Annotated in this window: 10 protein-coding genes and 1 pseudogene; all 11 read left to right on the top strand. The window is 70.8% G+C overall.

The features are described 5' to 3' along the window. Positions 1-61 precede the first annotated feature (61 nt). Positions 62-472, top strand: coding sequence for a nucleoside-diphosphate kinase (ndk, locus tag ACZ597_RS33305; protein ID WP_405980701.1), 411 nt, complete (start codon positions 62-64; stop codon positions 470-472). Between the two features lie 316 nt (positions 473-788). Next, complete coding sequence (locus ACZ597_RS33300; protein WP_030008578.1) at positions 789-1,808, top strand: rod shape-determining protein; 1,020 nt, start codon at positions 789-791, stop codon at positions 1,806-1,808. A 167-nt stretch (positions 1,809-1,975) separates the two neighbouring features. After that, positions 1,976-2,926: a rod shape-determining protein MreC gene (mreC, locus tag ACZ597_RS33295; protein WP_471338692.1), complete on the top strand. Its 951-nt coding sequence runs from the start codon at positions 1,976-1,978 to the stop codon at positions 2,924-2,926. A 3-nt stretch (positions 2,927-2,929) separates the two neighbouring features. After that, a complete protein-coding gene (mreD, locus tag ACZ597_RS33290; protein ID WP_471338690.1) occupies positions 2,930-3,625 on the top strand; it encodes a rod shape-determining protein MreD in 696 nt (231 codons plus the stop codon). Positions 3,626-3,641: 16 nt separating this feature from the next. Further along, positions 3,642-5,804, top strand: a complete 2,163-nt coding sequence (gene mrdA, locus ACZ597_RS33285; protein ID WP_471338688.1) for a penicillin-binding protein 2 — start codon at positions 3,642-3,644, stop codon at positions 5,802-5,804. A gap of 9 nt (positions 5,805-5,813) precedes the next feature. Next, positions 5,814-7,013, top strand: a complete 1,200-nt coding sequence (gene rodA / locus ACZ597_RS33280; RefSeq protein ID WP_471338780.1) for a rod shape-determining protein RodA — start codon at positions 5,814-5,816, stop codon at positions 7,011-7,013. A 113-nt stretch (positions 7,014-7,126) separates the two neighbouring features. Beyond that, on the top strand, positions 7,127-8,650 hold the full coding sequence (locus ACZ597_RS33275; protein WP_471338686.1) for a CYTH and CHAD domain-containing protein: 1,524 nt from the start codon (positions 7,127-7,129) through the stop codon (positions 8,648-8,650). A gap of 72 nt (positions 8,651-8,722) precedes the next feature. Continuing rightward, complete coding sequence (locus ACZ597_RS33270) at positions 8,723-10,663, top strand: TIGR03960 family B12-binding radical SAM protein (RefSeq protein WP_471338684.1); 1,941 nt, start codon at positions 8,723-8,725, stop codon at positions 10,661-10,663. Between the two features lie 240 nt (positions 10,664-10,903). After that, positions 10,904-11,911 (top strand): hypothetical protein, encoded by a 1,008-nt coding sequence (locus ACZ597_RS33265; RefSeq protein ID WP_471338682.1) that lies wholly within the window; start codon positions 10,904-10,906, stop codon positions 11,909-11,911. A gap of 109 nt (positions 11,912-12,020) precedes the next feature. Beyond that, a complete protein-coding gene (locus ACZ597_RS33260) occupies positions 12,021-12,800 on the top strand; it encodes a TIGR03936 family radical SAM-associated protein (RefSeq protein WP_471338680.1) in 780 nt (259 codons plus the stop codon). Positions 12,801-13,034: 234 nt separating this feature from the next. Then, a pseudogene (locus ACZ597_RS33255) lies at positions 13,035-13,405 on the top strand (hypothetical protein); the annotation flags it as partial.

Below are 13,405 nucleotides of genomic sequence, written 5' to 3'. Positions count from 1 at the left end.
TTCACCGTTTCGGCCCTGTAGATTCGTCGCACCGCACCCGTTTGCCGCAAGGAGCCATCACATGACCCAGCGCACGCTCGTCATCCTCAAGCCCGACGCCGTCCGTCGCGGGCTGGTCGGCGAGATCATCGGCCGCATCGAGCGGAAGGCCGGCTGGACCATTCCGGCGCTGGAGCTGCGCACGCTGGACGCGGAGACCCTCGAAGCCCACTACGGCGAGCACAAGGGCAAGCCCTTCTACGAGCCCCTGATGGGCTTCATGGCGAGCGGCCCCGTCGTCGTCCTGGTCGTGGAAGGGGAACGCGCGATCGAGGGTGTCCGCCAGCTGGCCGGACCCACCGACCCGATCGCCGCGGCGCCCGGCTCCATCCGGGGCGACTTCGGCACCATCGTGCGCGAGAACCTGATCCACGCCTCGGATTCCGAGGAGTCCGCGGAGCGCGAGCTGAAGCTCTTCTTCCCGGCTCTCTGAGCGTAACGGAGCATTCCCGAGCGCGCTTTTCTGACGTGACATCAGCCAAATAGCGCTCATGACCTGGGGCGACCGAAGTAATTTCGGTCGCCCTTCGGTATTGCCGGAACAGAGCGGGAACGCATGGCAAGGGCACGACGTCACCACTAAGGGGGCGGGTTGCCCGTCCGGCGCCATCGCCGGAGTCCCGTCGCGCGGTACCGGTACTTGCGGCACTACGATGGGGCCTCCACCCACACACCCACCTCGCCGACCTGACAGCAGCCGCTATCAACTGGAAGGCCAGACGCTCCTCATGGGGAACAAGGGGAACAACATGTCGTTCATCGGCCGTGACATGGCGATCGACCTCGGGACCGCCAACACGCTGGTGTACGTGAGGGGCCGGGGAATCGTTCTGAACGAGCCGTCCGTGGTCGCCATCAACACGAACACCGGTGGAATCCTGGCGGTCGGCTCCGAGGCGAAGAAGATGATCGGGCGCACGCCCGGCAACATCGTCGCCGTACGGCCCCTCAAGGACGGCGTGATCGCCGACTTCGAGATCACCGAGCGCATGCTCCGGTACTTCATCCTCAAGATCCACAAGCGTCGCTACCTGGCGCGCCCGCGCGTCGTGGTCTGCGTGCCCTCCGGCATCACCGGAGTGGAGCGGCGCGCCGTCATCGAGGCGTCCACGCAGGCCGGCGCCCGCCAGGTGCACATCATCGAGGAGCCCATGGCCGCCGCCATCGGCTCGGGCCTGCCCGTCCACGAGGCCACCGGCAACATGGTCGTGGACATCGGCGGCGGCACCACCGAGGTCGCCGTCATCTCCCTCGGCGGAATCGTCACGGCGCAGTCCATCCGGGTGGCCGGCGACGAGCTCGACAACGCGATCATCCAGCACATCAAGAAGGAGTACTCGCTCCTCCTCGGCGAGCGCACCGCCGAGCAGATCAAGATCACCATCGGTTCGGCGTACGACCTCGACAAGGACGAGCACACCGAGATCCGCGGCCGCGACCTGGTCTCCGGCCTCCCGAAGACCGTCGTCATCTCCGCCGCCGAGGTGCGCAAGGCCATCGAGGAGCCGGTCAACTCCATCGTCGACGCCGTCAAGACCACCCTCGACAAGTGCCCGCCGGAACTCTCCGGCGACATCATGGACCGCGGCATCGTCCTCACCGGCGGCGGCGCCCTCCTGCGCGGCCTCGACGAGCGGCTGCGCCGCGAGACGGGCATGCCGATCCACATCGCCGAGGACCCCCTCGACTCCGTGGCCCTCGGCTCCGGCAAGTGCGTCGAGGAGTTCGAAGCCCTCCAGCAGGTACTGGACGCCCAGCCCCGGCGGTGATCAAACCCCCTCCAACGGGGCATGCGGAACACAAGGATCCGCCGTACGGGTGCTACCGCGCCCGTGCGGCGGATCGTTGATATACAGGCACAGTCCGGTGCAGCCCCGGCTCCGCCGGAGCGGCTCCGCCGCACGGGTTTTCTACGAGGAAGGCACGGCCGCCGCACGTGAGGGACACACGAGAGAGCCGGCTGCTCCTGGTGCTGCTGATCGCCATCGCGTTCGCATTGATCACGGTGGACATCAGAGCGGGCGAGGAGTCACCGGTCGACGGTGCCCGCAAGGCCGCCGCAGCGGTCTTCGGCCCGGTCGAGAAGGGCGTCGCGACCGCCGTCGACCCCGTCGCCAACGCCATAGGGGCCGTACGCGACTCCGACGAGCGCCACAACCGCATCACCCGCCTCGAACGCGAGAACACCCTCCTGAAGACCAGGATGGGCAGCGACGAACGGGCCAAGAGCCGCATCCGAGAACTCGACGAGATGCTCAAGCGGGCCGGCGCCGGACAGTACGGCATCAAGGGCGCCGAGGTCATCGCCATAGGAGCGGCCCAGGGCTTCTCCTGGACCGTCACCATCGACGCCGGCAGCAAGGACGGCATCGAACGCGACATGACCGTCCTCAACGGCGACGGACTCGTCGGCCGCGTCACCACCGTCGGCCCCGACACCTCCACCGTCCTGCTCGCCAACGACCCCGACTTCACCGTCGGCACCCGCCTGGAGCAGAGCGGCGAACTCGGCTTCGCCACCGGCCAGGGCGACCGCCCCCTGTCCGTCCAGATGCTCAACGGCCGCGCCAGGGTCAGCCCCGGCGACCGCCTGGTCACCTTCGGCTCCCGCGCCAACAAGCCCTTCGTGCCCGGCGTCCCGCTCGGCGAGGTCGTCCGCGTCGACCCCTCCAACGGCGGCCTCACCCGCACCATCCACATCCGCCCCTTCGTCGGATTCTCCCGCCTCGACATCGTCGGCGTGGTCGTCATGCCGCCCCGCGAAGACCCGCGCGACGCCGTCCTGCCCCCCAAGCCCGAACCCCCCAAGCCCACCCCCACGGTCACCGTCACGGTCACGCCCACCCCGAGCGTCTCCGGCCGGCCCGCGGACGAGGAGGAACGCTGAGCCATGCGCTTCAACCGGATCCTGCTCTCCGCCACCCTCGTCGTGGTCGCCCTCGTCATCCAGGTCACCATCCTGGGAAGGCTCCAGCTCCCCGGAGCCGTCCCCGACCTGATGCTGCTCACGGTCGTCGCCCTGTCCCTGGTGTACGGGCCCACCTCCGGCGCCATCCTCGGCTTCGGCGCCGGACTCCTCGCCGACCTGGCCCCGCCCGCCGACCACGCGGCCGGCCGCTACGCCCTCGTCCTGTGCGTCATCGGCTACCTCGTGGGCCTGGCCCGCCCCGACAACGGCCGCTTCCGCTCCGCCTGGGGCCCCATGCTCACCGTCCTCGCCGCCGCCGCCGGATCGATCATGCTCTACGTCGGGGTGGGCGCCCTGGTCGGCGACACCGCCGAACGCCACGTCGGCCTCGGCGGCCTGCTGTTCACCGCCGTCCTCTACGACCTCCTGCTGGCCCCCTTCACCGTGCCGTGGATCATGGCCCTGGCCCGCCGCGCCGAGAACGACCCGATGGCCGTCGAGGCCAACGGCGGACCGCCGCAGGGCGCCGACGTGTCCACCGGCTGGCTCGCCGGCGGCACCGGCCTCAGGATCGGCAGCCAGCGCGGCGGCCTGCGACTGCGCACCGCCCGCGGCCGCGCGAACCGGGCCGGCCGGATAAAGGGCGTCAAAGGCGTGAAGAACGTCAAGAAGCTGTGACGGGGGAGCACCAGGCATGACCAACATTCCCGAGACCGGCCGCACCCCCCGGGTGCAGATCCGGCTCGCCATCATCCAGATCCTCGTCTTCTCGCTGCTCATCACCCTCGGCGGCCGCCTCTGGTACCTCCAGATCCGCAACGGCCACGAGTACGCCGACGAGGCCCGCAGCAACCACGTCCAGCGCGTGGTGCAGCCCGCCGTGCGCGGAGACGTCCTCGACGCCCGCGGCGTCCCCCTCGCCGACAACGAGACCCGCCTGGTCGTCTCCGCGTCCCGCACCGAGCTCATGCGGATAAAGGACCGTGGCAAAGCCGTCCTGACCCGCCTCGCCGGAGTCCTCGACATGAAGCCGCAGGACGTCATGGACAAGATCCGGCTCTGCGACTCCCAGACCCCCAAGCCCTGCTGGAACGGCTCCCCCTACCAGCCGATCCCGGTCACCATGGAGGCCACCACCCAGCAGGCCCTCCAGATCCGCGAACGCCCCGAGGACTTCCCCGGCATCACCGCCGAACCCACCGCCGTACGCCGCTACCCGGCGGTCGGCGGGGGCCGCGCCGCGCAGGTCCTCGGCTACCTCTCGCCCGTCACCGACGACGAGATCCAGAAGGCCAAGGACACCGACTCGCCGCACCTGCGCTCCGACCAGGTCGGCCGCTCGGGCATCGAGCGCACGTACGACAAGGAGCTGCGCGGCAAGGCCCAGGTGACCTCCTACGAGGTCGACAACCTCGGCCGCGTCATGGGCGAGACGAAGTCCGACCCCGGCGTCGCCGGATCCACGCTCGTCACCAGCATCGACGCCCGCGTCCAGGCCGTCGCCGAGTACGAGCTCGCCGAAGCCATGAAGGTCGTCCGCAACGAGACCGACAACATCACCGGCCGCAAGTACGAGGCCGACTCCGGGGCCGTCGTCGTCATGGAGACCAAGACCGGCCGCGTCGTCGCCATGGCCTCCCAGCCCGACTACGACCCCAACGTCTGGGTCGGCGGGATCTCCGGCCAGGACTACGCGAAGTTCACCAGCAAGGACTCCAACTACCCCCTCCTCAACCGGGCCATCCAGGGCCAGGCCCCCGCCGGCTCCATCTTCAAGGTGGTCTCCGCGAGCGCCGCCGTCCGCGCCGGCTACGCCTTCGACGACAAGTACAACTGCAGCGCCTCCTACAACATGGGCGGCCGCAGCTTCGCGAACTTCGAGTCCAAGGGCCACGGCCCCATCACCCTCGGCGAAGCCCTCAAGTTCTCCTGCAACACCGTCTTCTACGCCCTCGGCCACAAGGAATGGCAGCGCGACGGCGGCCTCGAACCCAAGAGCCCCCACGACTGGTTCTACAAGACCGCCCGTGAGTTCGGACTCGGCTCCGAGACCCACATCGACCTGCCCAACGAGGTCACCGGCCGCATCCCCGACCGCCACTGGAAGCAGAGCTTCTGGGAGGCCAACAAGGACTCCTGGTGCAAGCAGGGCAAGAAGGGCGGCACCTACGTCGAGCAGATCGCCTACGAGAGCTGCCTCGAAGGCAACCAGCTCAAGGCCTACGACAGCATCAACTTCGCCATCGGCCAGGGCGACGTCCTCGTCACCCCCATCCAGATGGCCACCGCCTACGCCGCGATCAGCAACGGCGGCACCCTCTACAACCCCACCGTGGGCAAGGCCGTCATCAGCCCCCAGGGCAAGGCCGAGGAGATCAAGCCCCAGTCCCACGGCAAGCTGCCCGTCGACGCCAAGACCATCGCCGACCTCGACAGGGGCCTGCGCATGGTCGTCGAGCCCGGCGGCACCGCCGCCTGGAGGTTCATCGGCTGGCCGCTGGACAAGGTCCCGATGCGGGCCAAGACCGGTACCGCCCAGGTCTACGGCAAGCAGACCACCTCGTGGCTCGCGACCTACACCGACGACTTCACCATCGTGATGACGATCTCCCAGGGCGGCACCGGCTCCGGCGCCTCAGGCCCCGCCGTCCGCAACATCTACAACGCGATGTACGGCTTCACCATGGACGGCAAGGAGACCGGCAAGGCCCTCCTGCCCAAGCCGCAGGCCCAGCTGCCCACCGTCCACCCCGACGGCACCATCGACTCCCCCGAGATCAAGCCGTACGTGCCCCCGTCCCCGGAGGAGCTGGCGCCGCCCGCGCTCGCCGGCCCGCCGCCCCTGCGGCATGACTGAGACGTGATGATGCAGACCGCCAACAACTTCTCCGTATCCCGGTACGCGCCCCAGAAGGGCACGCTCGCCCGGCTGACGGCCCGCGACTCGGTCCTGCGACGGCTCGACTGGCCGATACTGCTGGCGGCGCTCGCCCTGTCCCTGATCGGTGCCCTGCTGGTCTGGTCCGCGACCCGCCACCGGGACACCCTCAACCAGGGCGACCCGCAGTACTTCCTCTGGCGCCACCTGCTCAACACCGGCATCGGCCTCGTACTGATGATCGGGACGGTCCTCCTCGGCCACCGCAACCTCCGCGGCGCCGTCCCGGTCCTCTACGGCCTCTCGCTCGTCCTCGTCACCGCCGTACTCACCCCGCTCGGCGCCACCATCAACGGCGCCCACGCCTGGATCGTCATCGGCGGGGGCTTCTCGCTCCAGCCCTCGGAATTCGTGAAGGTCACGATCATCCTGGTGACGGCGATGCTGCTCGCGGCCCGGGTCGACGCGGGCGACCTCGAACATCCCGAACACCGCACCGTCGTCAAGGCCCTGTGCCTGGCCGCCGCGCCCATGGGCATCGTCATGCTGATGCCCGACCTCGGATCCGTCATGGTCATGGTCGTGATCGTGCTCGGAGTGCTGCTGGCCTCCGGCGCCTCCAACCGGTGGGTGCTCGGCCTGATCGGCACCGGCACCGCCGGAGCGATCCTCATCTGGCAGCTCGGCGTCCTCGACCAGTACCAGATCAACCGCTTCGCCGCCTTCGCCAACCCCGAGCTCGACCCCTCCGGCGCCGGCTACAACACCAACCAGGCCCGCATCGCCATCGGCGGCGGCGGCCTGACCGGCTCCGGCCTCTTCAAGGGCCCGCAGACCACCGGACAGTTCGTCCCCGAACAGCAGACCGACTTCGTGTTCACGGTCGCGGGCGAGGAGCTCGGCTTCGTCGGCGGCATCCTGATCCTCGGCCTCCTCGGCGTCGTCCTGTGGCGCTCCTGCATGATCGCCCGCGCCACCACGGAGCTGTACGGCACCATCGTGGCCGCCGGGATCATCGCCTGGTTCGCCTTCCAGGCCTTCGAGAACATCGGGATGAACCTCGGCATCATGCCCGTCGCCGGCCTGCCCCTGCCCTTCGTCTCCTACGGAGGATCGTCGATGTTCGCCGTCTGGGTGGCCATCGGACTACTCCAGTCGATCAAGGTGCAACGCCCCCTCTCGGCGTAACCCCGCCCCTGGTGCCGCCGGGCAGGGCGGCACCGGGGCCGGAGCCGGGCCGAACCCGGCCGAATCCGCGGACGGCCCGCACGCCGTGAACCGTTCAGGACTAGATTCGATCCATGGCGGACACGAAGCGCGAAATCGAGCGGAAATTCGAGTTCACGAAACCCAAGGCGGAGCGGCGCGGGGTCCCCGACCTCACCGGCACGGCCGGCATCGCCGCCGTGGTCGACCGCGGCGTCGCAGACCTCGACGCCGTCTACTACGACACCCCCGACCAGCGGCTCGCCGCCGACGGCCTCACCCTGCGCCGCCGCACCGGCGGCCACGACGCCGGCTGGCACCTCAAACTCCCCGTCGCCCCCGGCATCCGCGACGAAGTCGCCGCCCCCCTCGCCGACACCGTCCCCGCCCCGCTCGCCGCCCTCCTCCGCTCCCGGGTCCGGAGCAGTCGCCTGGAACCCCAGGTCAGGCTGCTCTCCTCCCGCAGGATCAGCCACCTCCTCGACGCCGACGGCCGACTCCTCGCCGAACTCAGCACCGACGCGGTCACCGCTCAGCACGAGGACACCACCGCCACCTGGACCGAGGTCGAGGTCGAACTCGCCGACGGCACCGACCCGGGCCTCCTCGACGCCGTCGAGGACGCCTTCGGGAAGGCCGGGCTCAAAGTCTCCGACGCCCCCTCCAAACTCGCCCGCGCCCTCGCCGAGACCGGCAACGAGCCCCCCGCCCGCCCCGGTCCCGACCGGGCCGCCGACGGAACCGCCGGCGCGTACGTCCTCGCGTACCTGCGCCGGCAGGTCGACGCCCTGATCACCTACGACCCCGCCGTACGGCGCGGAGAACCCGACTCCGTACACCAGATGCGCGTGGCGTCCCGCCGCCTGCGCAGCGCCTTCAAGACCTACCGCAAGGTCCTCGACCGCGACGTCACCGACCCCATCGGCGAGGAACTGCGCCGGCTCGGCACGGAACTCGGCGTCGACCGCGACCGGGAAGTCCTCCACGACCACTTCCGCACCGCCGTCGCCGACCTCCCCCGCACCCTCCTCGCCGGACCCGTCCGCAAACGCCTCCGCACCTGGAACAGCACCCGCCGCTCCGCGTCCCGCCGCCTCGCCCTCGCAGCCCTCGACAGCCCCCGCCACCTCGCCCTCCTCGACACCCTGGAAGGCCTGCTCGCCGACCCTCCGCTGCTCCCCGGCGCCGGGAAACCCGCCGGCAAGGCCCTGCCGAAGGCGATGCTCCGCGACTACGGCCGACTCGCCTCCCGCATCGACCACGCCCTCTCCCTCGCCCCCGGGGAGGAGACCGACCACGCGCTGCACGACGCCCGCAAGGCCGCCAAACGCGCCCGCTACGCCGGGGAGGCGGCCGAAGCCGCCCTCGGGAAGCCCGCGAAGAAGTTCGCCAAGGCCATGAAGGCCGTCCAGAACCTGCTCGGCGAGCACCAGGACAGCGTCGTCGCCCGCACCGCCCTGCGCGACCTGGCCCACCAGGCCCACGGCGCCGGCGAACCCTCCTTCACCTGGGGCCTGCTCCACGGCCGCGAGGAGGCACGGGCGGAACGCAGCGAACGCGACCTCCCGGCCACCTGGGCCAAGGCCGCCGACCCCGGGCTGCGGGCCGCCCTCAAGTGATCATGGGGGCGGGGGTGTCCGGCCCTCAAGGTACGCTTGAGAGTCGCCCCCTGCCCGCTTCACGAAAGTCGCGTGATGTCCGAGTCGGTCTTCCCACAGCTCGAAGCTCTGCTCCCGCATGTGCAGAAGCCCATCCAGTACGTCGGTGGTGAGCTCAATTCCACCGTGAAGCCGTGGGAGTCCTGTGACGTCCGCTGGGCGCTCATGTACCCGGACGCCTACGAGGTGGGCCTGCCCAACCAGGGCGTCATGATCCTCTACGAAGTACTGAACGAGCGCGAGGGCGTCCTCGCCGAGCGCACGTACTCGGTGTGGCCCGACCTGGAAGCCCTGATGCGCGAGCACCAGGTGCCCCAGTTCACCGTCGACAGCCACCGCCCCGTCTCGGCCTTCGACGTGTTCGGCCTGTCCTTCTCCACGGAGCTGGGCTACACGAACATGCTCACGGCGCTGGACCTCGCGGGCATCCCGCTGGAGTCGAAGAACCGCACCGTCGACCACCCCATCGTGCTCGCCGGCGGCCACGCGGCCTTCAACCCCGAGCCGATCGCGGAGTTCATCGACTGCGCCGTCATCGGCGACGGCGAGCAGGCCGTCCTCGACATGACCGAGATCATCCGCACCTGGAAGGCCGAGGGCCGCCCGGGCGGACGCGAAGAGGTCCTGCTGCGCCTCGCGAAGACCGGCAACGTCTACGTGCCGGGCTTCTACGACGTCGAGTACCTGGAGGACGGCCGCATCGGCCGTGTCGTCCCGAACCGCTCCGGCGTGCCGTGGCGCGTGTCCAAGCACACCGTCATGGACCTCGACGAGTGGCCGTACCCCAAGCAGCCCCTGGTCCCGCTCGCCGAGACCGTCCACGAGCGCATGTCCGTGGAGATCTTCCGCGGCTGTACCCGCGGCTGCCGTTTCTGCCAGGCCGGCATGATCACGCGCCCCGTGCGGGAGCGAAGCATCACCGGCATCGGCGAAATGGTCGAGAAGGGCCTCAAGGCGACGGGCTTCGAGGAGGTCGGCCTCCTCTCCCTGTCCTCCGCGGACCACACGGAGATCGCCGACATCGCCAAGGGCCTCGCGGACCGCTACAGCGACGACAAGGTCGGCCTGTCGCTCCCCTCCACCCGTGTGGACGCGTTCAACGTGGACCTGGCGAACGAGCTGACCCGCAACGGCCGCCGTTCCGGTCTGACCTTCGCCCCCGAGGGCGGCTCCGAGCGCATGCGCAAGGTCATCAACAAGATGGTCTCGGAAGAGGACCTGATCCGCACCGTCTCCACCGCGTACGGCAACGGCTGGCGCCAGGTGAAGCTGTACTTCATGTGCGGCCTGCCGACCGAGACCGATGAGGACGTCCTCCAGATCGGCGACATGGCGGTCAACGTCATCGCCAAGGGCCGCGAGGTCTCCGGCCAGAACGACATCCGCTGCACGGTGTCGATCGGCGGGTTCGTGCCGAAGCCGCACACCCCCTTCCAGTGGGCCCCGCAGCTCTCGGCCGAGGAGACGGACGCCCGCCTCGGCAAGCTCCGCGACAAGATCCGCGGCGACAAGAAGTACGGCCGCTCCATCGGCTTCCGCTACCACGACGGCAAGCCGGGCATCGTCGAGGGCCTCCTCTCGCGCGGTGACCGCCGCATCGGCGACGTCATCCGCGCGGTCTACGAGTCCGGCGGCCGCTTCGACGGCTGGCGCGAGCACTTCTCGTACGACCGCTGGATGCAGGCGGCGGAGAAGACCCTGCCGGCGTACGGCGTGGACGTGGCCTGGTACACGACCCGCGAGCGCACGTACGAGGAGGTCCTGCCCTGGGACCACCTGGACTCGGGCCTGGACAAGGACTGGCTCTGGGAGGACTGGCAGGACGCCCTCGACGAGACCGAGGTCGAGGACTGCCGCTGGACCCCGTGCTTCGACTGCGGCGTGTGCCCGCAGATGCAGACGGAGATCCAGATCGGACCGACGGGCAAGAAGCTGCTCCCGCTGAGCGTGGTGGGCGGCAACCCCAAGTCGTGACGTCGAGTGAATGCCCCTGTCGCAAGACAGGGGCATTCACTGTTTCTTGAGCCCGGCCGTGAATCCGTCCCTGGTGACCACGAGCCGTTGGCGTACGTCATCAGGGACGACGAGCTCTGTGTGGACCTGAGGGGCGCGGCGCTGATGGAGATCGCGGCCCGAGCCCGGCGCACGGGGGCCATCGACTGGCCGGCAGGGCCCCGGCGCAACGGAAGGCGGGGTTCTGGTGTCCTTAGCGGCATGCAGATGGAGAAGGCACAGGCCGCGCCTGGTGGGGAAGGGTGTCTGACCGGGGTGGTCCGGGTGCCCGTGAAGGTCGTCGCCGTGCTCGTGGTGTTGCCGGTGCGGGCCCTGTGGGACCTGCTCGTGGTGGTGGCGCGGGGCGCGCGGCGGCATGTTCTGGCGCCGCTCGGGAACGCCGCCGGGTGGGTTCTTGTGCGGCTGTGGCGGTATCTGCTGCGGCCGCTGCTGCTCGTCCTCTTCTACTGGCCGTGGGTGGGGCTGTGGCGTTATGCCGTCGTGCCCGTCGGAGGGGCCGCCTACACCTGTCTGCTGCGGCCCCTCGGGCTCGGGACCGCGTGGCTGTGCGTGGCCTTCGGGCGGTACGTGCTGGTGCCGGCTGGCACCGGGATCGGGTGGGTGCTGCGGCACCTGGTGGTGGTGCCGACGGGGTGGCTGTACCGGGAGGTGCTGACGCCCGTCGGGCACGGGCTGCGGTGGCTGGTGCGCGGGCTCGGCATGCTGGTGTTCGTGTGGCCCTGGGTCGGCCTGTGGCGGTACGCGGTCGTGCCGGTCGGGCAGGGCCTGGTCTGGGTGTGGCGGCACACGGTCGTGCCGGTCGGGCACGGGCTGGTGTGGGTGGGGCGGCACGTGCTGCTGCCGCCGCTCTCCCTGCTGTGGCGGTACCTGCTCCTGCCGCTGTGGGCGGCCCTCGTCGGCGCCTGGCACATCGCCGGCCGCATCACCCGCGCCCTCGGCCGCGGGCTGCGCCTGCTGTGGCTCGCCTGCGTCGCCCGGCCCGCCGCGTGGGTGTACCGGCGGGTGGCCACGCCCGTCGGGCACGCCGTGCGCGAGGTGTGGCGTACCGCCCGCGCCGCGGTGCGGGAGGCACGGGCCGAGGTCCGTCGCGTGCTGTTCGGGGGGCCGCCGGGGGAACCGGCGAGGTCACGGGCGCGTACTCTGGGTAGTACGACAGCCGCCGACGCGGCACCCGCTCCCGAGATCTCCCCGCGCGAACAGCGGGGGTGAGCCGGTCGGGTCGACAGACCTCAGGGCGGCGCGCGAGCCGCGACGCCCCGCACAAGGAGAAGAACCACTGGGCAAGCGACAGCCCGAAGGCCCGCCTCCCGCACCGGTGGTGCAGCGCATCCGACTGCGCTACACCAAGCGTGGCCGCCTCCGGTTCACCAGCCACCGAGACTTCCAGCGCGCGTTCGAGCGCGCCCTGCGCCGCGCCGAGGTGCCCATGGCGTACTCGGCGGGCTTCACCCCGCACCCCCGCGTCTCGTACGCGAACGCCGCTCCCACCGGGACCGGCAGCGAGGCCGAGTACCTGGAGATCGGCCTCGCCGAGGCCCGTGACCCCGAGAAGCTCCGCGAGCTGCTCGACGAGTCCATGCCGGTCGGCCTCGACATCGTCGACGCCGTCGAGGCCCGTACCTCCGGGCTCGCGGACCGTCTGACTGCCTCCATCTGGGAGCTGCGCCTGGAGGGCGTGGAGCCCGCCGACGCCGCGCGCGCGGTGGAGGTCTTCCTCGCCGCCGAGGCGGTCGAGGTGCAGCGCCGCACCAAGAACGGCATGCGGACCTTCGACACGCGCGGCGCCGTCGTCAGTCTCGAAGCCCTTCCTGCCCAGGCTGATAGGCCGCTGGACAATGCCTGTGCGATACTGCGGCTGGTTGTTCGGCATTTGACACCTGCCGTGCGACCCGACGACGTCCTGTCCGGTCTCCAAGCTGTGGCCGACCTGGCGCCGCCGGTCCCCGCAGCGGTGACCAGGCTGGCGCAGGGGCTCTTCGACGAGGAGTCCGGCACGGTGACCGACCCGCTCGCGCCCGACCGCGAGGCTGTCACGGCCGCCCCACCCACGGCCGCCGTGAACGCCGACGCGAAGGCGCCGGAAGGTCCCGCCGCGTAAGGAACGCCGTCGTCGCGCCGCCCTGGAACTCGGGAGCCACCTGGGTCGGGCAGCGCACTGACCTGAAGACTTCCGCCAGGCCGTACGGACAACACGTACGGAACCGGCGGCCATGGACTACAGCTCCCGTGTGGCGAACGCGCCCCGGAGGCCGGCTCCGCGCACATCGCGCGGAGTCGTGCCGGACCGGACGTCAGCCGCGGCGCCCGGGAGCGTGACGGGAGAACCGCCCGCATGCTCGACAACGAAAACGAGAACACCCCCGCCGCCGACAGTGGCAGCCCCAGCGACAACCTGCCTCCGCGCAGGCGTCGCCGCGCGGCTTCCCGGCCGGCCGGCCCGCCCGGCGGCGCCGTCGCCGAGGCGCCCGTAGAGGCCGCGCCCGCCGCGGCGCCGGCCGTCGAGGAGGCTCCGGCCGCTCCGGCGCCGCGTGCCCGTCGCCGTGCGACCCGTGCCACCGCTGCTCCGGCCGCCGTGGCCGAGGCCGCCGAGGTCGTGGTGGAGTCCGCCTCCGCCCCCGCGCCGGTCGTGGAGGAGGCTCCGGCCGCTCCCGCGCCGCGTGCCCGCCGCCGTGCCACCCGCGCCGTCGCCGCTCCGGCCGCCGT

It is taken from the genome of Streptomyces sp. NPDC040718, assembly GCF_055593565.1.
This window is presented reverse-complemented; position numbering and strand designations above follow the sequence as displayed.

Coding starts and splice junctions, on each gene's coding strand:
- mrdA (WP_471338688.1), top strand. CDS start 3,642: ATGACCAACATTCCCGAGACCGGCCGCACCCCCCGGGTGCAGATCCGG.
- ACZ597_RS33300 (WP_030008578.1), top strand. CDS start 789: ATGTCGTTCATCGGCCGTGACATGGCGATCGACCTCGGGACCGCCAAC.
- rodA (WP_471338780.1), top strand. CDS start 5,814: ATGCAGACCGCCAACAACTTCTCCGTATCCCGGTACGCGCCCCAGAAG.
- ndk (WP_405980701.1), top strand. CDS start 62: ATGACCCAGCGCACGCTCGTCATCCTCAAGCCCGACGCCGTCCGTCGC.
- ACZ597_RS33275 (WP_471338686.1), top strand. CDS start 7,127: ATGGCGGACACGAAGCGCGAAATCGAGCGGAAATTCGAGTTCACGAAA.
- ACZ597_RS33265 (WP_471338682.1), top strand. CDS start 10,904: ATGCAGATGGAGAAGGCACAGGCCGCGCCTGGTGGGGAAGGGTGTCTG.
- mreD (WP_471338690.1), top strand. CDS start 2,930: ATGCGCTTCAACCGGATCCTGCTCTCCGCCACCCTCGTCGTGGTCGCC.